This window comes from Rossellomorea aquimaris, assembly GCF_020171925.1.
Lineage (GTDB): Bacteria > Bacillota > Bacilli > Bacillales > Bacillaceae_B > Rossellomorea > Rossellomorea aquimaris_F.
This window is the reverse complement of the sequence record NZ_JAIVAR010000001.1, coordinates 1,451,821-1,473,521: the sequence shown is the minus strand read 5'-3', so window position 1 is coordinate 1,473,521 and position 21,701 is coordinate 1,451,821. Positions and strand designations below refer to the sequence as shown.

The following is a 21,701-nucleotide window of genomic DNA, read 5'->3' as shown; positions in this document are numbered from 1 at the left end:
GTTTTTTCTAGGAAGTTGGAAGGAGGGGAACACATGGCTGAAAAGTCCGCGCGTTCCAAACAAATTGCGTCAGAATTATCCGTTGATCAGGTGAAAGAATTTCTTGTAAACCAAGGGAAGAAAAGAGGCGTCCTTACTTATGAGGATATTGCCGATAAACTATCGGGTTTTGAATTGGATTCAGACCAGATGGATGAGTTCTATGAACATCTAGGTGAGCAGGGTGTCGAAATCATCAATGAAAATGAAGAAGATGACGACCCAGGTGCCACTGAGCTGGAAAAAGAAGAGGAAGAAGAATTCAACTTAAACGATTTGAGCGTCCCACCCGGAGTTAAGATCAATGACCCTGTCAGGATGTATCTTAAGGAAATCGGAAGGGTCGACCTCTTATCAGCAGAGGAAGAAATCAATCTTGCCAAGAGGATCGAAGATGGCGATGAAGAAGCGAAACGCCGTCTGGCAGAAGCCAACCTTCGTCTTGTCGTCAGTATCGCTAAACGATATGTAGGACGGGGAATGCTTTTCCTTGACCTGATCCAAGAAGGGAATATGGGTCTGATCAAAGCCGTTGAGAAATTTGATTATCGTAAAGGCTATAAGTTCAGTACGTATGCAACTTGGTGGATCCGTCAAGCCATAACGCGTGCAATTGCCGACCAGGCAAGAACGATCCGTATTCCGGTTCATATGGTGGAAACGATCAATAAGTTAATCCGTGTACAAAGGCAATTGTTGCAAGACCTCGGTCGTGAACCAGCACCGGAGGAAATTGCTGAAGAAATGGATCTGACACCTGAAAAGGTAAGGGAAATCTTAAAGATCGCTCAAGAACCTGTATCCCTTGAAACGCCGATCGGTGAAGAAGATGACTCACATCTTGGGGATTTCATTGAAGATGCAGAAGCTCAGTCACCATCAGAGCATGCCGCTTACGAATTATTGAAAGAACAATTGGAAGATGTTCTTGATACATTGACAGACCGTGAAGAGAATGTCCTGCGCCTACGTTTCGGACTTGATGACGGCAGAACCCGTACACTCGAGGAAGTAGGAAAAGTCTTCGGTGTAACACGTGAACGCATTCGTCAAATCGAAGCGAAAGCACTTCGTAAATTGCGCCACCCTAGCCGAAGTAAACGACTAAAGGATTTCTTGGAATAGAAACACCCACCTCTATCATGATATGGTAGAGGTTTTTTTATGGGGATTTAGAGGGTTTTCTCCAATTATCGGCGAATACATGTAAAGGAACACGATTGGAAAGTGAGTGCATTATGTCTAATACAAAAATCAGCAGGCAGGCTGTGATCATTGACGAAATCAAGTTTTGGAAAAAGCATAACATGCTACCGGAACATTATTGTGATTATTTATTAACGCTGTATACCAAGGGTGAGGAAGAACCTGCGCATTCAGCTTCACAGCGAAAAATGAATGAATTGTCCATGATGATCGTCTTCTTGGCAGCCATTATATCGATTTCATTATTTGTCATTTATTTTACTGAATTGTCAGTCGTTTTGCAAACAGCGATTTTGACAGGTTTTGTCGTATTACTTACAGGAATGGGAATTTATTATACTAAGAAAAAAGTTTCTCCAGTCTTTATTCTCATCTCGGTGGCATTCATCCTACTCCTGGGATCCATCCGGATCACGGATGAAATGTCTGGTGGATCTCCACTCATGCTCTACACTGCACTGTTCTTAAATTGCATTTTGTGGTTTGTCCTAGGATTGAAAACAAAGCTTATCTATTTCACTTTATCCGGGGTGATTGGAAGTCTATTTTTAATAATCTCTATATTGCAATAACTTCTGAATTTTAAAAAGTTTTTTAAAGTTGAGAAAATTCACCAACCCCTTTTATAATAAGAATGAGAGCGCATTCATAGAAATCTTGATAGCGTTTCTGAAAGTGTGCAAAAAAGGTCTGAACCGATTCAGGCTTTCTTTCATCAAGTCAATACAAGGGGGATAAGGATGAATTTCGATTTAACACAAGAACAGGCAATGATTAAAAAGACCATCAGGGAATTTGCAGAAGAGGAAGTTGCGCCAGGTGCATTGGAAAGAGACCGAACGAAAGAATTTCCAAAGGAAATCTTTAAAAAGCTCTCAGATTTAGGAATGATGGGTCTGCCGTTCCCGGAAGAGTATGGCGGGGCTGGGGCTGACACTGTCAGTTTCGCAATCGTCACAGAGGAATTGAGCAGGGCTTGTGCATCGACAGGAATCACATACTCCGCACATATTTCTTTAGGTGGGGCACCAATCAATTTATTCGGGACGCACGAACAAAAGGAAAAGTATCTAACACCGATCTGTACAGGGGAATCATTCGGCGCTTTCGGGCTGACTGAACCGAATGCAGGCTCCGATGCAGGGGGCACTCAAACGACTGCGGAAGACAAAGGCGATAAATGGGTGATCAACGGGAATAAGTGTTATATCACCAATGCAAGCTATGCCGACCATTTGGCATTGACCGCCATTACAGGCAGGGAACACGGAAAGAAAGAAATTAGTGCAATCATCACTCCTACCAATGCAAAAGGATTCAGTGTGATTGATAACTACGAAAAAATGGGGCTGCACGCTTCCAATACAACGGAATTGGTGCTTGAAGATGTGGAGGTACCAAAGGAAAACCTGCTCGGGAAACGCGGGGAAGGATTTAAACAATTCCTTGTGACCCTAGACGGTGGCCGTATCGGTATCGGTGCGATGGCCGTGGGGGTTGCACAGGCTGCGTTCGAGAAAGCACTGCAATACTCCAAAGAACGGAAGCAATTCGGAAAGACGCTTTCAGAGTTCCAGGTAACACAGTTCAAGCTGGCTGATATGGCCATGAAGATCGAGCTTGCCAGGAATATGGTACACAAAGCAGCGTGGCTTAAGGACCAAGGCCGACCGTTCTCTAAAGAAGCGTCCATGTGTAAGCTGTATGCTTCAGAGATCAGCATGGAAGTAGCCGATGAAGCAATCCAGATTCACGGTGGTTACGGCTACATGAAAGAATATCACGTGGAAAGATATATGCGTGATGCCAAGCTCTTGGAAATCGGCGAAGGAACATCCGAAGTCCAACGCATGGTCATCTCCAGACTGATCGGAGTCAATAATTAACTTTCTGACAAAAGAGCTTCAGGATGCGTAACAGCACCTGTAAGCTCTTTGTTTAATTTTTCGGTTTCAAAGTACAAAAAACAATCAAATGTGTCTAATTTGTGAGAAAGATGGAAAAGTTAAACTATAGGACTTTTCCTTTGTCGATTTTTAAAGTAAAATATAAGTTGTTTACTAGCACTATTTTTTTGGATGTTGTACATAAAGGAGGTTAAATCATGAATCGTAATCCGATTATTCCATTCATCCTGATCATGGCTATGGGGATTGGCCTTGTGTTCTTCATGTCTTTAGAAGGCCTTAACAATGCTGATGAAAAAGCGAAAGAAGCGGAACATGGTGAAAAAGCAGGCGGAGAAGGAGAAGAAGCTTCAAGTGGAGAGTTCGATCCGGAAGAAGCCTACAAGAACAACTGCCTATCTTGTCATGGTGCAAACTATGAAGGCGGAATGGGTCCAGCGCTTAAAGGTACGGACAAGTCCGTTGATGAGATCAAAAACATCATCAAAAACGGTAAGTCTCCGATGCCTCCAGGTTTGATTGCAGACGAAAATATCGATGCAATGGCTGAATGGGTCAAATCACTTAAATAATGTATACGCTTAAAAAGGTTCTTTGTCCACAGGGCAAAGGGCTTTTTTTATTAAACGAAGTCAGATAGAATGAAAAACGTACATACTAAGAATGAATCTGATTAAAAAGGTGAAGTTATGAATATTGAACAATTATCTAAACGGTTAGAAACAGTCGTTACTTATATACCTTCGGGAGCAACGGTGGCGGATATCGGTTCCGATCATGCCTATCTTCCTTGTTATGCTGTGAGAAAAGGGATTGCAGACCGTGCAATCGCAGGTGAAGTGGTGAAGGGGCCATTTCTATCTGCAGAGAAGCAGGTGAAGGATGCTTGCCTTCAGGACAAGATAGACGTAAGACTTGGAAATGGGCTTGAGGTGATTGCACCTGGGGAAGTGGATTGCATCACCATCGCAGGGATGGGTGGCGCGTTGATCGCTTCAATCCTTGAAGCAGGCAAAGATAAGCTTCATGGCGTGAAGAGATTGATCCTTCAGCCAAATCTCAGTGCGATATCCATCCGGAACTGGCTTCTTGAAAATGATTGGGAACTCACGGATGAAAAGATAGTGGAAGAAGACGGGAAGATTTATGAAATCCTGGTTGCTGACAGGGGAGAACCATTACGTCCTTATTCCGAGGATGATATGCAAAAGGAACGATTGTTTGGTCCGTTTCTAATGAGGGAAAGAAATGACGCATTCCTGAAGAAATGGGAACAGGAAAAGGCACAGTGGAATAATATCCTCTCAAACATGAAAAAAGCCGGTCATAGCGAAGGTTTACAAGAACGCAAAGAGGAATTGATGAGGAAAATCCAGATGGTCGAGGAGGTTCATTCCAAATGAAAACGGTAAACGGACACGAAATCATCCAGCTGTTTGAAGCATTTTCACCAAAGCATCTAGCCGAACAGGGAGACCCGATCGGATTACAGATTGGGAAACTAAATGAAAAGGTTGAAAACGTCATGATCACATTGGATGTCCTTGAAAATGTGGTGGATGAAGCCATCAAGAATAATGTGAAACTGATCATTGCGCATCACCCACCTCTATTTAGGCCGCTTAAGTCACTACATACCGATACGTATCAAGGCAGGATGATCGAGAAACTGATCAAGCATGATATTGCCGTCTATGCTGCACATACAAATCTTGATGTTGCGGTAGGCGGAGTGAATGACTTGCTTGCAGATGCATTGGGTCTTCAAGAAACGTCTGTCTTACTGCCTACCTATTCAGAAGGCTTGAGAAAACTCGTTGTATACGTACCGAAGGAAAACAGCGAGGAATTGAGAAAAGCATTGGGTGACGCCGGGGCAGGTCATATCGGTAACTACTCACACTGCAGTTTCTCATCAGATGGGGAGGGGAGGTTCCTCCCAGGTGACAAAGCCAAACCCCATATCGGACAACAGGGAAAACTTGAAGTGGTGGAAGAAGAAAAGGTGGAAACCATCTACCCGCGTTCACTCGAGAAAAAAGTTTTGAAAGCGATGTTCACTCATCACCCATATGAAGAGGTGGCGTATGATTTGTATTCGCTTGAAAACAAGGGGGAGCCCATGGGGCTTGGCCGGATCGGCATGCTCAAGGAAGAGGTCACTCTAAAAGAGTTTGCGGGCGTAGTTAAAGAAACCTTCGGCATGGATGGCGTCCGGATGATTGGTGACAGTGAGGAGAAAGTCAAGAAGGTGGCTGTCCTTGGAGGGGATGGAAATAAATTCATCACCACTGCCAAGAGGCAGGGGGCGGATGTACTGGTCACTGGTGATATTTATTATCATACGGCCCATGATGCCATGATGCTGGGATTGAATATTGTGGATGCAGGACATCATATCGAAAAGGTCATGAAGGATGGAGTGGCGAAATATCTCGCAGAAAAATGTGCGGAAAAAGGCTTTATCGTCAATATTTTCGCATCAAAAGCAAATACAAATCCATTTACTTTCATTTAATCAAAAAAAGCGATCCCGATGATAAAGGGATCGCTTTTTTGATTTAACTCAATTTAGACTTCTTTACTTTTGGAAGGATTTTATTAAGCGGGACACTTTGTTCTCTGGACCATGTTTCTTCATTGTCGGGATCGAAATCCTGTAAGAACTTGATGACTTCCTTCACGATTGGTGTCGGAGTGGATGCGCCAGCCGTGACGGCCACGACTTTTGCTGATTTAATCCATTCAACATCAAGCTCGCTGATATCTGATATCCTATAAGCCGGAGTTCCAGCAATTTCTTTTGAAACCTGAGCCAGTCGGTTGGAGTTATTGCTTTTAGGATCACCGACTACGATGAGGACATCGGCATCTCCTGCTTGTTCGGCAACCGCTTCCTGCCGTACCTGGGTAGCGAGGCATATCTCTTTATGCAACTCGACATGTGGGAACATTTCTTTCACTTTTTCCATCGTGTCAAGGACGTCCCATTGGCTCATCGTCGTTTGGTTGGTCACGATGATTTTGTCATTGTCAATCGATAGTTTTTCTACATCCTCGGCGGTTTCGACAAGGTGTACGATGTGTGGTGCCACACCGACGGCACCCTCTGGTTCCGGATGTCCTTTCTTTCCGATATAAATGACATCATATCCTTCTGCTTCCTTTGCGCGGATCAGATCATGTGTCTTGGTGACATCGGGACAAGTTGCATCGAGAGTGACGAGCCCTTTCTGGCGGGCGATTTCCTTCACTTCCGGCGAAACACCGTGAGCCGTGAAGATCACTGTACCTTCGTTTACCCCTTCGATGATTTCTTTCCTATTCTTTCCGTCGAGCGTTATGATCCCTTCTTCTTCAAACGCATCGGTAACGTGTTTGTTGTGCACAATCATTCCTAGAATATAAATCGGACGAGGCAGCGATTTATCAAGTGCCGCGTTTCGGGCGATGACCATCGCATCCACGACACCGTAACAATAGCCCCTCGGGGTTATCTTGATAATGTCCATCTATGAAAATCCTCCTAAATGGGAAAGGTTGTGATTCCATTATAAAGGAGAATGGGATATCTGACAAAGAGGACGGTCATAAGAAGTGGGGGTGGGTATGGTCATAGAAAAAAGAAAACCCCTCAAAGTATAGGAACTTAAAGGGTTTTGGCCTTAAATATATAATTTTGGCTTCGAAGTGCCTGGCGATGTTTTTTTTCTCGGGGGCTTTTGTTCTGAGTCATCATCGAGTTCCACTTCTTTTACGTTCTTTTTCTTTCCTTTTTTACCTTTTTCTTTAACCCCGGATTCTCCTTTAATCACTTCTTCATTAGGCTCTGTCCCTTTTTCGTTATCTTCTTTAGGAGTGGATTCATCAGAGGATAGATCCTTAAAGCCCCGATAAAGCTTCCATAGCGCCGGAAGATTCTTTACCATCGGTCCGTATTGCTGAATCATCGGTCCAAATTGCTGTGCTGTATTCAACACCTGTTGGGTATTCGAGAGAAATGAACTGATATTCCCCGGGTTAAGTAGACTTCCGAGTGTGGATGCTCCAGCAGCAGCTCCCGGCCCACGTTCGAATCCTGTTACAGCACCTGCCGAATTGTCCCTGCTGAACTGCTGTAATAAACCTCCACCTTGTTGATTCCCTCTGTCACCCTTCTTTAAGAGTTTGGACAGGAGACCGCCTCCGCGTGCTTTACCCCTTCCTCCGTTCATACCTTGAAAGGACGGTGGTCCCTGATGGCCGGTGAAACGGTTCATTTGCTGACCTATTTGCAAAGGTGGAGGATTTTGTGGCCTTGTTCCAAAAGGATTCCTCATATCACCCTGCTGTCTCATGCCAAATGGACTCCTTCCACTTTGCCTTGGCAACATCCCAAAAGGGCTCCCTCCGTGCGGATCCTGCATTCTCATTCGTCTTCTAGGCGGCATACTGCCGGCCTCCTTTCACTATAAGATTTTCTCGTCTTTATAGAGTATGCAACTCATGAAAAAAGGGTATTGTGTCTATAACATCATATTGCTTACAAGTCTAACTAGAAGTTTTGGCGAAAGTTTATTATAATGGTTAGATGTTCTTTAAATAATAACGCGAATGCTAACGTTTAAATAAAAGAATATTTTAAATAAGGAGATGAAACAGATGAAAAAGAATTTATTCCTGGATTATGGCTTTCAGCCTTTCATTGCCGAAGCCATTGAAGAACTGGGATTTTATGAGCCAACGGACATTCAAAAGAAAATGATCCCTCTCATCCTGAAGGGACAAAGCGCGATCGGACAATCACAGACTGGTACGGGGAAGACCCATTCCTACTTGTTGCCGATCATTGAGAAAGTGGACGCTGCTTCTGAACAGGTACAAGCCGTCATTACAGCTCCAACGAGGGAACTTGCACAGCAGATTTACCACGAAATTTTGAAAATCACTAAAAACAGTGACATTTCTTCACGCTGCTTTATCGGAGGAACCGATAAACAAAGGACGATCGAAAAGCTCAAGACTCAGCCGCACATTGTGGTGGGGACACCTGGGCGCATCAACGATCTCGTCAAGGAGCAGGCGCTTTATGTCCATACCTCTTCCATGCTCGTCGTTGATGAAGCAGATCTTATGCTGGACATGGGCTTTATTGAAGATGTAGATCAAATAGCGGCTAAAATGCCTGAGAAACTTCAAATACTTGTCTTCTCTGCTACAATTCCAGAAAAGCTCAAGCCATTTATGAAGAAGTACATGGAAAACCCGCAATTTGCACACGTGGAGCCGGAGAGAATCTCTGCCAAAAATATCAACCACGTGATCGTTCCCAAGAAAAGCAGGGATAAAGTGGCAGTCCTTTATGATATCTTGGTCGACATCAATCCATATTTAGGGATTGTTTTCACCAATACAAAGGCGAACGCTGATGAAGTAGCCGATGCACTGATCGCAAAAGGACTGAAGGTAGGAAGGATCCATGGTGACCTGTCCCCGCGTGAACGTAAGAAGATGATGAAGCAGATCAGGAACCTTGACTATCAATATATCGTTGCGACTGACCTTGCAGCCAGAGGGATTGATATTGAAGGTGTCAGTCATATCATCAATTACGAGCTTCCACAGGATCTGGATTTCTATGTCCACCGCTGCGGCCGTACGGCAAGGGCGGGAAATTCCGGCGTTGCCTATACCATTTATGAGCCTTCAGATGAAGATGCGCTAAACCGCATCGAGAAGATGGGCATCAGCTTCAGTCACATGGAGCTTAAAAAAGGGGAGTGGATCGAACTTCCTGCCCTGAACAAACGTAAGAGCCGTCAAAAAACGACGGATGAAATCGATGCAAAGGCTAAATCCCTTGTCAGAAAGCCGAAAAAGGTAAAGCCAGGGTATAAGAAGAAAATGAAATATAAAATGGACCAAATCAAAAAGAAAGAACGAAGAAAAAAGAATCGGAGCAAGTAAGTCTTATGACGTGATTCGTTTTCGAACATTCGATAAAATGGAGAAAGACAGTTTTTCTTAGGAGTTGAAGAGAATGGTTAAATTGGGATCACACGTTTCAATGAGCGGAAAAAAGATGCTTCTCGCTTCCAGTGAAGAGGCAGTGTCTTATGGTGCGAATACATTTATGATCTATACAGGAGCACCTCAAAATACAAGAAGAAAAAAAATCGAGGATTTGAATATTGAAGCAGGTCTTCAGCATATGAAAGAACATAATATCCAAGAAATCGTTGTACATGCCCCTTATATCATCAATATCGGCAATACGACGAATCCGGCGACGTTTGAATTGGGCGTCAATTTTCTTAGGTCCGAAATCGAGCGTACCGAAGCGCTTGGTGCAAATCAAATCGTCCTTCACCCAGGAGCCCATGTCGGAGCGGGCGCTGATAAAGGAATAGAGAAGATCATTGAAGGTCTGAATGAAGTGTTGACAAAAGACCATAAAGCACAAATCGCTTTGGAAACGATGGCTGGAAAAGGTTCTGAGTGCGGAAGGTCGTTCGAAGAGTTGGCTCAGATCATTGAAGGAGTCAAGCTGAATGACAGGCTTTCGATCTGTTTTGATACATGCCATACGCATGATGCGGGGTATAATATTGTGGAGGACTTTGATGGGGTATTGGATGAATTTGATAAAATCATCGGTATCGATCGTTTGAAGGTCCTTCATATCAATGACAGTAAAAATCCAAACGGTGCAAGGAAAGACCGACATGAAAACATCGGTTTCGGCCATATCGGTTTTAAGCCCCTGAATTACATCGTGCATCATCCACAGCTGGCTGAAGTTCCGAAGATCCTTGAGACACCTTATGTTGGAGAAGATAAGAAGAATAAGAAGGCTCCTTATAAATTCGAAATCGATATGCTTTTGAAACAACAATTTGATGAGGACGTATTAAGCAAAATCGAGCATCAGTAATGGGATGGGAGGCTCTTCTATAAGTGGAAGCAGCCTCCTTTTCTTATACCTACCTGATCAATTGCATGAAGAGTTGATTGATTTCCTTCGCCTTGGTCGGACCGATCTCCCTGGCAAGCTCTTTCACCAGCTTGCTCCTGCTTTGATCGTCGAAGATATTTATGTTTTTCCCCTTGACCTTTGATACAATCGAGTCTGCTTGTTTGGCGGTTAATGAGATATTATATTGAATGGCATACTTAAGTAACTCAGCCCGCGTAATCGTGTTGATCTTATGGTTGATCACATTTTGTAATAGTTTCATCTAAATCACTCCTCAAAAAATACATATGTAGCTTCTGACAAGAAAGTGACAGTTTTTTGTGAATAGAAAGGGAGACTGGTATGGCACAAAGAGTACATAAAAAAGAAAGTCCACTTCATTTCATTTACCGCCTGGTTTTCATCACAATCGGAGCAGCACTGGCAGCTATTTCAATCGAATTATTCTTGATACCGAATAATATCATTGACGGGGGGATCATCGGTGTTTCGCTGATCTTGGATTATTTGGTTTCAGATAAAATCCCGTTATTGAACTTTTCCACTTTATTGGTCCTGATGAATCTTCCGTTTCTTTATTCAGGATACAAGCAAATAGGTAAAACGTTCGTCGTATCTTCTTTATTTGCTGTGTTGGCACTTGCTGTCATCGAAGGGTTCCTGCATCACTTCGAACCGTTTGTGGAAGAAGAAATCCTTGCAACGGTTTTTGGGGGACTCACGCTAGGTACCGGGGTTGGATTGGTTATCCGGCATGGAGGTTCGTTGGATGGAACCGAAATACTTGGCATTTTGTTAACAAAGAAACTGCCTTTTTCTGTTGGTGAATTTGTTATGTTCATCAATATCTTCATTTTTGGATGGGCAGCGTTTGTATTTGGGATCGAGGAAGCGATGTATTCGGTCATGACCTATTATATTGCATTCAAAACCATTGATACCGTCATTCAAGGAATGGATGAAACGAAAGCCGTCATCATCGTATCCGACGAATATGCGGAGGTATCTGATGCAATTCTTAAAAGGCTTGGTCGGGGAACGACCATGCTGAAAGGTCGGGGCGGCTACACAGATCATGATAAAGAAGTGATTTATGTAGTTGTGACGAGACTGGAAGTAACAAAACTTAAGTCCGTCGTCACTGATATCGACCCCAACGCATTCATCACCATCATGAGTACACAGGAAACAAAAGGAGCGAGATTTAAATCGGCCATCCATTGATGCACTAACAAAGGATATGAAGGAAGCTGTTCACCGGTAACTAACGGTATGAACAGCTTTTTTTCGTATTATTATCGGGGCTGGACTTCTTTTATTTACAAGAGCTGAACTTCTTTTATTTACAAGAGCTGAACCATCCTGTATACTTTCTAAAGTGATTTAAATCGTAATGATTCTTAAAAAGAGAGTTGAAATCAATGGAAATGAATCAGACACCCGTTATAAAAATAGAAGGATTGAATTTCAGGTATGACCGCGAAAGGGTACTTGAAGACATCAATATATCCATCCCTCAAGGAGCATTCTTGGGGATTGTCGGTCCCAATGGTTCTGGGAAATCGACACTCCTGAAATTAATGCTTGGTTTATTGAAGGTGAAGCAGGGGGAAATCGAGCTGTTTGGTATCCCTCAGCAGAAATTCAAGGAATGGGACCGGATTGGATTCGTATCTCAAAAAGCAAACAGTTTCAATAGTGGTTTTCCTGCAACCGTGTACGAAGTCGTGGCAAGTGGATTGACTAAAAAAGCGGGGATGTTCAGAAGGATCTCTTCAAAATACCGGAATGATATTATGGACGCGATTGAATCGGTAGGGATGACCGCTTTTTCCGGCAGGAACATAGGGGAATTATCTGGTGGACAGCAGCAAAGGGTATTCATTGCACGTGCGCTCGTAAGCAAGCCCGATGTCCTGATCTTGGATGAACCTACTGTCGGTGTCGATAGCAAAAATGTGCAGAACTTCTATGATATGTTGGACCATCTTAATTCCGATCTTGGAATAACATTATTATTGGTTACACACGATATCGGATCGATTTCAAGTAAGGTCACACATGTAGCATGCTTAAATAAACATTTACATTTTCACGGGAAAACAGAAGAATTTGAAAAACTGAAAGAAGGCGAGATGTCATCCTTTTACGGCCATGATGTCCACTTCTTGAATCATGATCACCATTGATTGGAGGAAAAGCAGGTGCTTGATGCAATTTTACAATATGAATTTTTACAAAATGCTTTTCTAACTGGGATCCTCATCGGGATCATCGCTCCGCTTTTAGGCGCATTCATCGTTGTCAGGAGACTTTCGCTGATTGCTGATGCCCTTAGTCATGTAACATTATCGGGAATAGCGGCAAGTTTATATCTGAGTAAGACAGTGCCTGCCATGCAAGGGCTCAATCCGTTATATTTTGGTATGATATTTTCCGTTGGAGGTTCTTTATTCATTGAACGACTGAGAACCGTTTATAAACATTACCAGGAACTTGCCATACCGATTATCTTATCGGGCGGAATAGGAATCGGTGTCATCTTTATTTCATTGGCTGATGGCTTCACAACGGATCTTTTTAGTTATTTATTTGGAAGTGTAAGTGCGGTGAGCAGGGGAGACCTATTCTTGATCACGGCAATCAGCATCCTGGTCATCGGCGTGGTTTTTATGTTATACAAAGAGCTGTTCCTTCTTTCCTTCGATGAAGATCATGCAAAGGCATCGGGGATTCGGGCTGGAATGATACATTTCATCTTCATGGTAATGGTTGCCTTGGTCATCGCTGCTTCGATGCGAGTGGTGGGCATCCTTCTTGTTTCATCCTTGATGACTCTTCCTGTGGCGGCAAGCATCCGAATTGCTAGAGGATTTAAACAAACGATTGCTTTTTCCTTATTGTTCGGGGAAATCTCTGTGATCGTTGGGTTGGTCAGTGCCTTTTATTTAGATCTTGCCCCTGGGGGGACCATCGTTGTTACCGCGATCCTCATCCTATTGGTCACGATGGCGGTCAAGAAGATTAAATCAGCCAGGCATGTTGAAAAAGTAGAGGTGTAAAGAATGAATGTAACTCAAGCGATGGAGCTTTTGAAATCTGAAGGATATAAGCATACCGGAAAAAGGGAAGAGTTGCTTCAATTGTTCTCTGACTCGAATAAATACCTGACGGCTAAAGAAGTGCTTGAATTCATGAAAGGTGACTATCCAGGATTGAGCTTTGATACAGTCTATCGAAACTTAAGCTTGTTTGTAGAACTCGGCATCCTGGAAGAAACTGAATTATCAGGTGAAAGGCATTTCCGTTTCACCTGTGAAAGCAGTCATCATCACCATCATTTCATCTGTATGGATTGCGGGAAAACAGAAGAGATCCATACCTGTCCCATGGATGCCCTGAAAGACAGCATTGAGGAAACGGGATTTGATGTATCAGGCCACAAATTTGAGATTTACGGAAAGTGTCCTCAATGTCAGTAGCATAAAAGTAGCGAAAAAGACTGGGATGAGCATGATTAAGACATAAATAAAGAGTCTGGGACAAAAGTGTTTCAGACAAATTAAAACCCGAACTAATTAGGCTGTTGGAAGCCAAATTAGTTCGGGTTTTTACCTATTTATATAACTGTACGATTAGATTTTACCTCTATCTAGCGGTTGATTGGAGTGCAAGACGTAGACTCCGGCGGGAAGAGTAGCTGATGTGAGACTTGTCTAGCTCCAGTGGTCTGCTCCCGTTTGAAAATTAACCTTCGACTTTTGAGGCAAAAAACACCTCTAAAGCCGAAGAACATTTTTCAAAGGGAGCAAAACGACCACTTCCGCTTTTCTACCCGCAGGCGAATGCGAGGAGGCTCAGGGGCTACCCGCGGAAAGCGAAGTCTTGCACGGAAATCATTAGCGTTAAGTGTAGGCGAAACTGAAATTGTTCGTACCTTTGTGGTTGTTTTTAGTGTTGTCCCAATCTCTTTATTTTTCTCCGCGAAGCCATCTGTTGACCCATTGATTGGCTTCCTGCCAGTCATTCACCCTGATGACACCATCCGGAATCGGTTGCTGGTTATAAGGAGTGTCGAACAAAACAACGGGAATGTTCAGTTCTTCATGAATCATCACCGCGTTATCATGTTTGTCTTCAAAGAAGATATCTACATCATGTTTTTTGGCGGTTGATAATTTATTATGTGAGCCAATCAATTCGATATGGTGATACATAAGGTCCTTCGCATCAAACCATTCCTTGGTCAATTGCAAAAGCTCCGAGGGACGTGCACTGATGAAGAAAAGCTCATGGTGTTCCTTCCAATCATCAAGGATCTCTTTCGCACCTTGGGCCAAAGGGGAATGCTTGTATATTTCCGGTTCTGCTTTCTTGAACCAGTTGCCAAACACTTCAGGCGAAATATCAAGCACTTTTGTCAATTCGTATTGGGTAATATCATGTAATGTCAATTGCAGATCAAAGTAATCATTGATGTGCGGCAGTAGTGACTCAGGAGAAGTCACTGTGCCATCTATGTCGATTCCAAAACGTTTCATTCGGTATCATGCTCCTCTTTATCCAAACTCCTTCAAGTGTACCACAATCCAGCCTATCTCTTAAGACTTAGTTTCGTCCTCTAATTCATATCGTATTTGTTTATAGCGTCCTTACAGAAATGACAAACATTAGCATAGTAAAAACGGCATTGTGACAAACAATAAGAAGGCTCCCAAAATTGAAAGTGAGGGATTGCTGTATGGCTGATGATCAATATCGAAACCTTGAAGATATCGATGTGTATTACGACAATCCGGAAATAGTGGATAGAGATCATGATTTTAAGGAAGAGACTGCTGCTGAAATCGCTGCGCCAGTCAATGTAAGCCACGATTTTGAGGAAGATACTGAAGAGGAAACAACGACATCAGGACGGGTGCTGGGGTATTCCGCACTTGCACTGTCGATCCTTTCCTTATTCATCCTTCCAGTCATTATGGGGGCCGCGGGGATTGTCCTCGGGTTCGTTGCCAGAAGACGAGGGGCTGAAACCCTTGGATCATGGGCAATAGGAGTCGGAGCAGTATCCATAATCATTGGATTATTCGTACTGCCCTTCTTTTAAAAACACGCTCTAATCGCAACATGTTTTCCTGACGTATCAGGTTGGCGGGACACATTTACGTGTTTGCATAACGCCTGATGAGTGGATCACTTTTTTAAAATGGGGAGCGTTTTAAAAAAGTAAAAAGAGGACTGAGTGATCAGTCCTCTTTGCTTTAGGCTTCTGTTTCTTCTTTTTCAGCTTCTTGTTTGTCATAATATTCTTGTGCAATTTTATCGATTTCTTTTTTAAGTTCTTCTACCATGGTTTCTTCAGGTACTTTTCTTACGGTTTTACCCTTGCGGAAAAGAAGTCCTTCTCCACGTGCACCGGCAATCCCGATATCCGCTTCACGCGCTTCACCTGGTCCATTTACTGCACAGCCCAATACCGCTACCTTGATCGGTGCCTTGATGGTTTGGATATATTCCTCCACCTCATTCGCAATGGAAATAAGGTCGATTTCAATCCGCCCGCATGTAGGACACGAAATCAACGTTGCAGCATTGGATGCGAGGCCGAAGGATTTCAACAATTCGCGTGCAACCTTCACTTCTTCAACTGGATCGGCGCTCAATGAAATCCTGAGCGTATTCCCGATACCTAGGCTTAGGATGGCTCCAAGTCCTGCAGCACTTTTGACGGTTCCTGCAAACAGGGTACCCGATTCGGTGATTCCCAGGTGAAGCGGATAATCAAAGGCTTGTGCTGCCTTGGTGTATGCTTCGATGGCAAGATTGACATCGGATGCTTTCATGGAAACGATGATATCGTGGAAATCAAGGTCCTCAAGGATCTTGATATGGTGCAAAGCACTTTCAACCATACCATCTGCAGTAGGATATCCGTACTTTTCCAAGATTTTTCGTTCAAGGCTCCCAGCATTCACTCCGATACGGATCGGGATCCCTTTTTCCTTCGCAGCTTTCACGACTGCTTCCACTTTTTCACGGCGACCGATGTTACCAGGATTGATCCGGATCTTATCGGCACCGCCTTCAATTGCCTTTAATGCGAGCTTATAATCAAAATGGATATCCACCACTAATGGGATGTTTATCTGCTTCTTGATATCTGCGATGGCATTTGCCGCACGCTCATCAGGGCAAGCCACACGGACCACCTGGCACCCTGCTTCCTCTAGACGGTGGATTTCTTTGACGGTTGCTTCCACATCATGTGTCTTTGTGGTCGTCATACTTTGTATAATCAATTCATTGTTTCCGCCAACAGTTAAGTTTCCGACTTTTACCGGACGTGTTTTTGAACGATGTATAATTTCACTCAAGTGTAATTCGCTCCTTTGGAAAGGTTCTACAATACAACTACCATTATAAATAATACGAAGCTATTGTAACAGTGTTTTGCATGGATTGACAAGAATTAGGTGCGTAAAGGGCCCCCTTATTCGTTATAATCAGGAATCTTGTATATTTTCCCTATTTGTATCTTGCCTGGAGGGACACTATTCAATTCTTCAAAATCCGTAACAACTTGCTCGATTGAAACCGGGAGTGACCCTTCAAGGGAGTCTTCCACCAGACTCAATACCGTATCACCCGGTTGGATCTTGATCTCTATATATGGAAGGGATGGGTCTTCGTGTCCGGATGACGGCACGGAATCGACTGTTTCTTTTCGAATGGACTGTGGCTGAGGTTGTGCGGTCACCATAGAGGCTTCATCCATCAATAAACGTAAAGTCCCCTTATTTAAATCATAATAGACACTGTAAAGAAGAATGATAATACCAAAGAAAATGAATAACCGCTTCATCAACGTACCTCCTGACATTTGATTGGGTAAAAAAAGGAGACAATGACTATGAAGAATAAAAGGCTCGTCACCGTACTGGGTATGCTTCCCATCCTCATGGTATTGGGTAATTCCATGTTGATCCCGATCTTACCGAGCATCGAAGAAGCCCTTCAATTGAAAGAGAAGTGGTCCGGCTGGATCCTGAGCTCATTCACAATACCTGCTGCGATATGTATCCCGTTTGTAGGTTTTTTATCTGACCGCTTCGGGCGCAATAGGATCATTCAATTTTCCTTGTGGTTGATCTTGTTGGGCAGTGTAATGTGTGTGTCGAGCGCATGGATGGAGAATCCCGTGCCCCTCTTTATGGCGGGGAGAGGGATTCAGGGCATGGGTGCCGCGGGTACGACCCCACTAGCCATGGCCCTGGCAGGAGACCTTTTCGTAGGTGAAGAGCGTACTGAGGCGCTGGCAGCATTGGAGGTGTTCAATGGGATCGGTAAGGTCATCGCACCGGTGATCGGTGCGGCATTGACAATCTATTTAAGCTGGAACCATGCCTTTTGGATCTTTCCGCTTTTGTGCGTCTTGATCCTTGTGGGACTTCACCATCACCTAAAGGACAGGAACATGGATGTGCAGAGAAGGCAGAATGGATTAAAGAATTATGTCAAACATATCGGTGTGGTTTTCACTTCGAAGGGATTATTACTACTCCCGCTATATGCAATAGGGGGAATCGGTTTATTCTTATTATTCGGCATCCTGTTCTTTCTTTCCTACCATATCGAAAATACTTTTCATATTGATGGTTTTTTTAAAGGCTTTTCTTTTATGTTTCCGCTTGGTGCCATGACGGTTTCTTCCATTTGGTGCGGACGTAGGGTGAAAACGGATGAAGAAAGGGGTTGGTGTTATATAAAATGGGGTATCGGTATGATGACCGTTCCTTTAGGGACTTTGACCTTTTTTCATTCATTGGACATTTTACTCCTATGTATAACCATTTGTTTCGGTGGACTGGGATTGATCCTTCCTGTCTTAAATACCTTCATCACCAGTAGTGTGTCTGAACGGGAGAGGGGGTTTGTTGTGAGTATGTATGGCGCGTTCCGTTTTTTAGGTGTGGCGCTAGGACCGATCTTCTACTCCATCTGGAAGGGAGACGTAAACTCCATGTATATCATTTCTTTCATCTTTTCACTTGTGAATGTCTTGTTGCTTCTTGTGATTTCATTTCGCCGAAAAAAGGTGTCAGCTGACGGATTAGGCTGGAGTCTTAAATGATCAATGATACTTATTTCATTAAAAGAAGACGATTATGCCATGGTACATCAAAAGGGCATGAACTCGAATTTTTTTATTTATATTAATTATCAATTGTAATATTAATGTAACATTAAACCACTTTTATTAACCTATTGTAAATTTGAGGGGAAAACTATTTACGAAAACTATAAAATAGTTTATTAATGATATGGGGTTTTTGTTGTTACATGTCGAAAAATTATGTAGGGGTTGAAAAAATGGAATTAAATTGGCAAGAGATGTTATTTCAGTTCTTTGGTGGACTGGGAATATTCCTCTTTGGAATAAAGTATATGGGTGACGGACTGCAAAAGTCTGCTGGTGAACGTCTCAAGGACATTCTGGATAAGTTCACGACAAATCCATTCATGGGTGTGTTGGCAGGTATCTTTGTTACAGTCTTGATCCAATCTAGTTCAGGTACGACCGTTATCGTTGTCGGACTTGTAAGTGCTGGATTCATGACGCTGAGACAAGCCATCGGTGTCATCATGGGTGCCAACATCGGTACGACCGTCACAGCTTTTATCATCGGTTTCGATATCGGGGCTTATGCGTTGCCGATCATTGCACTCGGAACAATTCTTCTCTTCTTCTTTAAGAGCAAGAAGGTTCAGAATATCGGTCAGTTGATCTTTGGATTCGGTGCTTTATTCTATGGTCTGGAATTAATGGGAGGCGGAATGAAACCACTCCGTTCGCTTGAGGCATTCCATGACTTGACAGTCAATATGAGCTCAAACCCTCTTCTTGGGGTTGTGATCGGGACATTATTCACTGTGATCGTACAAAGCTCATCAGCGACAATCGGTATTCTTCAGGAGCTTTATAGCTCTAACTTAGTGGATATAAGCGCGGCATTACCGGTTTTATTCGGTGACAATATTGGTACTACAATCACCGCAGTACTTGCTGCACTTGGTGCTTCTGTTGCCGCAAGAAGAGCAGCTGCAGTCCACGTACTATTTAACTTGATTGGTACAACGATCTTCTTGATCGTCTTGCCGCTTTTCGAGAAGTTTGTTTTATTCCTTCAAGCGGAGCTTAATTTGAATGAACCGATGACCATTGCGTTTGCACATGGTACGTTCAACTTGACGAATACGATCATTCAATTCCCGTTCATCGCTTTGTTAGCGGTTATTGTTACGAAGTTGATCCCAGGACAGGATACCTTTGTAGATTCCAACTCTAAACACCTTGATCCTGTGTTCATCGAACAATCTCCTTCCATCGCATTGGGACAAGCGAAGGAAGAAGTACTGCGCATGGGGCAATTCGCAGTGAAAGGTCTTCAGGAAACAAATGAGTTCCTTAAAACGAAGAGTTCTAAAAACTCTGAAGCTGCGTATCAGATTGAGGGAGCCATCAATAACCTTGATAAGAAAATCACGAATTATCTTGTGGATCTGTCTTCTTCGTCCCTTTCTGAAGGAGAGTCTGAGCGTCATTCCATCTTAATGGACACAGTACGTGACATCGAACGTATCGGTGATCATTTCGAGAACATCGTTGAATTGGTTGAATACCAGCAGTCCAACAAAGTGAAGATCACTGATGATGCGATGAATGACCTTGAAACAATGTTCAGCCTGACCATTGAAACGGTTGAAAAATCATTAACATCACTTGACCTTAACGATACAAACATTGCACGAGAAGTCGCTGAGAAAGAGGATCAAATCGACAAAATGGAAAGAAAGCTCAGAAAGCAACATATCCTTCGTTTAAATGAAGGTAAATGTTCTGGACAAGCCGGAATTGTTTTCGTTGATATCATCAGCAACTTGGAACGTATCGGTGATCATGCCGTAAATATTGCCGAAGCGGTGCTTGGTGTAGAATAATAGAAGTATGAAGAGCAAAGACTGACTCAAGTAGCTTGAGTCAGTCTTTTTTAGAAGGAGGTATTTTGAATGGATGTTCTTTATTGGGCAATCATTATTGTCCTTATGGTTTTATCGTTTGTCGGACTGATCTATCCGATTTTACCGAGTGTATTATTTCTATTGGCTAGCTTCTTACTCTATGGTGTTTTCTATGACTTCACACCATTCAATTGGGTTTTCTGGACCGTTCAAATCCTGTTTGTTGTGTTATTATTCGGAGCGGACTATTTGGCGAATTTAGTTGGAGTGAAGCGATTCGGTGGGACCAAAGCGGGGATTTGGGGCAGCACTATCGGCCTCTTGATCGGACCGTTCGTCATACCGGTCTTCGGAATCATTGCTGGCCCATTCCTCGGCGCCATCATCGGAGAATGGCTTGTCCACCGCTCATCCCTAAAACAAACCCTTAAAGTCGGAGTAGGCTCAGTAGTCGGATTCATCTCAAGCGTATTCACAAAAGGCTTGATCCAACTGGTAATGGTGATTTACTTTTTTGTTGTTGTTTAATCAATCTGGACAGAATTTTATTCGAATAATGTCACATGGTGAATTTTTTTGAGGTTTTACTTAATTATGAATCCTAGAGTGTATTGGAGCTGCAGGCATTTGACTCCTGCGGGAAGAGAGGAAAGGTCGAGACCCCGCAGGAGCGCAGCGACGAGGAGGCTCGACTTCCTCCCCGCGGAAAGCAAATGCCTGCAGCGGAAAGGAACGGCCTCTTCCGATGGAACAATTTATTTTAAGGCTTTATTAAAAGGAATTTTGTGTTTACATTTCATAAAATAAGGGCATTTTATCTTTGTAAGAATAACCAATCAAATTATTTGAACAGACCTAGGAGATTTGGTAATCTTATACTGAAACGACCTGAATAGATTTCAGGAAACTTACATAGGGAGGAATTTTATTATGGCTTACAAATTACCTGAATTACCTTACGCTTATGATGCACTTGAGCCTCATATCGACAAGGAAACAATGAACATCCACCACACGAAACACCATAACGCATACGTAACGAAAGTGAATGACGCGCTACAAGGGCATGATGACCTTCTTAGCAAGTCAATTGAAGACCTAGTATCCAATCTTGACGCAGTTCCAGAAGGAGCACGCACTGCTGTACGTAACAACGGTGGAGGCCACGCCAACCACTCATTGTTCTGGACAATCCTTTCCCCTAATGGAGGAGGAGCTCCAACTGGTGAATTAGCAGATGCCATCACATCTAAATTCGGTAGCTTCGACACATTCAAGGAAGAGTTTGCAAATGCCGCTGCTACACGTTTTGGTTCTGGCTGGGCATGGTTGGTTGTAAATAACGGTGAGCTTGAAGTAACAAGCACGCCTAACCAGGACAGCCCTCTTATGGAAGGCAAGACTCCAATCCTAGGATTGGATGTTTGGGAGCACGCTTACTACCTTAACTATCAAAACCGTCGCCCTGACTACATTGGTGCGTTCTGGAATGTAGTAAATTGGGATGAAGTAGCAAAACGTTTTTCTGCTGCAAAATAATTTTCATAAGTAATGACACAGGGGAGGTTCTTTAT

23 protein-coding genes are annotated in these 21,701 nt (G+C 43.2%); 17 read left to right on the top strand and 6 right to left on the bottom strand.

Features of this window, described 5'->3' with window-relative positions; all coding sequences use genetic code 11:
• Nucleotides 1-33: 33 nt before the first annotated feature.
• The 6 genes from rpoD to LCM10_RS07660 all read left to right on the top strand — a co-directional run bounded on the left by rpoD (nt 34) and on the right by LCM10_RS07660 (nt 5,670).
• Nucleotides 34-1,164 carry an RNA polymerase sigma factor RpoD gene (gene rpoD, locus LCM10_RS07685; RefSeq protein ID WP_224875544.1) on the top strand — a complete coding sequence of 377 codons (1,131 nt, stop codon included), beginning with the start codon at nt 34-36 and terminating at the stop codon, nt 1,162-1,164.
• Nucleotides 1,165-1,277: 113 nt separating this feature from the next.
• The gene (locus LCM10_RS07680; RefSeq protein WP_224875543.1) at nt 1,278-1,817 is read left to right on the top strand and encodes a hypothetical protein; all 540 of its coding nucleotides are present in this window, start codon (nt 1,278-1,280) and stop codon (nt 1,815-1,817) included.
• Between the two features lie 168 nt (nt 1,818-1,985).
• A complete protein-coding gene (locus LCM10_RS07675) occupies nt 1,986-3,131 on the top strand; it encodes an acyl-CoA dehydrogenase (RefSeq protein WP_224875542.1) in 1,146 nt (381 codons plus the stop codon).
• Nucleotides 3,132-3,349: 218 nt separating this feature from the next.
• Nucleotides 3,350-3,724: a cytochrome c550 gene (gene cccA, locus LCM10_RS07670; RefSeq protein WP_224875541.1), complete on the top strand. Its 375-nt coding sequence runs from the start codon at nt 3,350-3,352 to the stop codon at nt 3,722-3,724.
• 117 nt (nt 3,725-3,841) lie between these two features.
• Nucleotides 3,842-4,555 (top strand): tRNA (adenine(22)-N(1))-methyltransferase, encoded by a 714-nt coding sequence (locus LCM10_RS07665; RefSeq protein WP_224875540.1) that lies wholly within the window; start codon nt 3,842-3,844, stop codon nt 4,553-4,555.
• On the top strand, nt 4,552-5,670 hold the full coding sequence (locus LCM10_RS07660; RefSeq protein ID WP_224875539.1) for a Nif3-like dinuclear metal center hexameric protein: 1,119 nt from the start codon (nt 4,552-4,554) through the stop codon (nt 5,668-5,670). The genes LCM10_RS07665 and LCM10_RS07660 overlap by 4 nt, the downstream gene beginning before the upstream one ends.
• Before the next feature lie 43 nt (nt 5,671-5,713).
• Here LCM10_RS07660 and LCM10_RS07655 read toward each other — a convergent pair whose 3' ends face one another.
• Nucleotides 5,714-6,664, bottom strand: coding sequence for a 4-hydroxy-3-methylbut-2-enyl diphosphate reductase (locus LCM10_RS07655; protein WP_224875538.1), 951 nt, complete (start codon nt 6,662-6,664; stop codon nt 5,714-5,716).
• Between the two features lie 153 nt (nt 6,665-6,817).
• Nucleotides 6,818-7,582 (bottom strand): YqfQ family protein, encoded by a 765-nt coding sequence (locus tag LCM10_RS07650; protein WP_224875537.1) that lies wholly within the window; start codon nt 7,580-7,582, stop codon nt 6,818-6,820.
• A 211-nt stretch (nt 7,583-7,793) separates the two neighbouring features.
• Between LCM10_RS07650 and LCM10_RS07645 the strand changes: the two genes are divergently transcribed.
• Nucleotides 7,794-9,098 carry a DEAD/DEAH box helicase gene (locus tag LCM10_RS07645; RefSeq protein ID WP_224875536.1) on the top strand — a complete coding sequence of 435 codons (1,305 nt, stop codon included), beginning with the start codon at nt 7,794-7,796 and terminating at the stop codon, nt 9,096-9,098.
• 73 nt (nt 9,099-9,171) lie between these two features.
• Nucleotides 9,172-10,065: a deoxyribonuclease IV gene (locus LCM10_RS07640; protein ID WP_224875535.1), complete on the top strand. Its 894-nt coding sequence runs from the start codon at nt 9,172-9,174 to the stop codon at nt 10,063-10,065.
• Between the two features lie 49 nt (nt 10,066-10,114).
• On the opposite strand, the gene LCM10_RS07635 is transcribed toward LCM10_RS07640, so the two are convergent.
• Complete coding sequence (locus LCM10_RS07635; RefSeq protein ID WP_224875534.1) at nt 10,115-10,369, bottom strand: DUF2624 domain-containing protein; 255 nt, start codon at nt 10,367-10,369, stop codon at nt 10,115-10,117.
• 80 nt (nt 10,370-10,449) lie between these two features.
• Between LCM10_RS07635 and LCM10_RS07630 the strand changes: the two genes are divergently transcribed.
• The 4 genes from LCM10_RS07630 (at nt 10,450) to LCM10_RS07615 (ending at nt 13,589) form a co-directional block, all read left to right on the top strand.
• Complete coding sequence (locus LCM10_RS07630) at nt 10,450-11,331, top strand: YitT family protein (RefSeq protein ID WP_224875533.1); 882 nt, start codon at nt 10,450-10,452, stop codon at nt 11,329-11,331.
• 203 nt (nt 11,332-11,534) lie between these two features.
• Nucleotides 11,535-12,296, top strand: coding sequence for a metal ABC transporter ATP-binding protein (locus tag LCM10_RS07625; RefSeq protein ID WP_412103381.1), 762 nt, complete (start codon nt 11,535-11,537; stop codon nt 12,294-12,296).
• A gap of 15 nt (nt 12,297-12,311) precedes the next feature.
• Nucleotides 12,312-13,169: a metal ABC transporter permease gene (locus tag LCM10_RS07620; protein ID WP_224875531.1), complete on the top strand. Its 858-nt coding sequence runs from the start codon at nt 12,312-12,314 to the stop codon at nt 13,167-13,169.
• A gap of 3 nt (nt 13,170-13,172) precedes the next feature.
• Nucleotides 13,173-13,589, top strand: a complete 417-nt coding sequence (locus LCM10_RS07615) for a Fur family transcriptional regulator (protein ID WP_224875530.1) — start codon at nt 13,173-13,175, stop codon at nt 13,587-13,589.
• Nucleotides 13,590-14,078: 489 nt separating this feature from the next.
• On the opposite strand, the gene LCM10_RS07610 is transcribed toward LCM10_RS07615, so the two are convergent.
• Complete coding sequence (locus LCM10_RS07610) at nt 14,079-14,648, bottom strand: 5' nucleotidase, NT5C type (protein ID WP_224875529.1); 570 nt, start codon at nt 14,646-14,648, stop codon at nt 14,079-14,081.
• A 200-nt stretch (nt 14,649-14,848) separates the two neighbouring features.
• On the opposite strand from LCM10_RS07610, the gene LCM10_RS07605 reads away from it, so the two are divergent.
• Entirely contained in the window at nt 14,849-15,214 is a 366-nt protein-coding gene (locus LCM10_RS07605) for a DUF4190 domain-containing protein (RefSeq protein ID WP_224875528.1), read from the top strand.
• Between the two features lie 154 nt (nt 15,215-15,368).
• On the opposite strand, the gene ispG is transcribed toward LCM10_RS07605, so the two are convergent.
• Nucleotides 15,369-16,472 (bottom strand): flavodoxin-dependent (E)-4-hydroxy-3-methylbut-2-enyl-diphosphate synthase, encoded by a 1,104-nt coding sequence (gene ispG, locus LCM10_RS07600; RefSeq protein WP_224875665.1) that lies wholly within the window; start codon nt 16,470-16,472, stop codon nt 15,369-15,371.
• Nucleotides 16,473-16,597: 125 nt separating this feature from the next.
• Nucleotides 16,598-16,969 (bottom strand): hypothetical protein, encoded by a 372-nt coding sequence (locus LCM10_RS07595; RefSeq protein WP_224875527.1) that lies wholly within the window; start codon nt 16,967-16,969, stop codon nt 16,598-16,600.
• Nucleotides 16,970-17,017: 48 nt separating this feature from the next.
• Between LCM10_RS07595 and LCM10_RS07590 the strand changes: the two genes are divergently transcribed.
• The 4 genes from LCM10_RS07590 to sodA all read left to right on the top strand — a co-directional run bounded on the left by LCM10_RS07590 (nt 17,018) and on the right by sodA (nt 21,666).
• Complete coding sequence (locus tag LCM10_RS07590; RefSeq protein WP_224875526.1) at nt 17,018-18,238, top strand: MFS transporter; 1,221 nt, start codon at nt 17,018-17,020, stop codon at nt 18,236-18,238.
• Nucleotides 18,239-18,477: 239 nt separating this feature from the next.
• Nucleotides 18,478-20,106, top strand: coding sequence for a Na/Pi cotransporter family protein (locus LCM10_RS07585; RefSeq protein ID WP_224875525.1), 1,629 nt, complete (start codon nt 18,478-18,480; stop codon nt 20,104-20,106).
• Between the two features lie 69 nt (nt 20,107-20,175).
• On the top strand, nt 20,176-20,655 hold the full coding sequence (locus LCM10_RS07580; RefSeq protein ID WP_224875524.1) for a DUF456 domain-containing protein: 480 nt from the start codon (nt 20,176-20,178) through the stop codon (nt 20,653-20,655).
• 402 nt (nt 20,656-21,057) lie between these two features.
• Nucleotides 21,058-21,666, top strand: coding sequence for a superoxide dismutase SodA (sodA, locus tag LCM10_RS07575; RefSeq protein ID WP_224875523.1), 609 nt, complete (start codon nt 21,058-21,060; stop codon nt 21,664-21,666).
• Nucleotides 21,667-21,701: the final 35 nt, after the last annotated feature.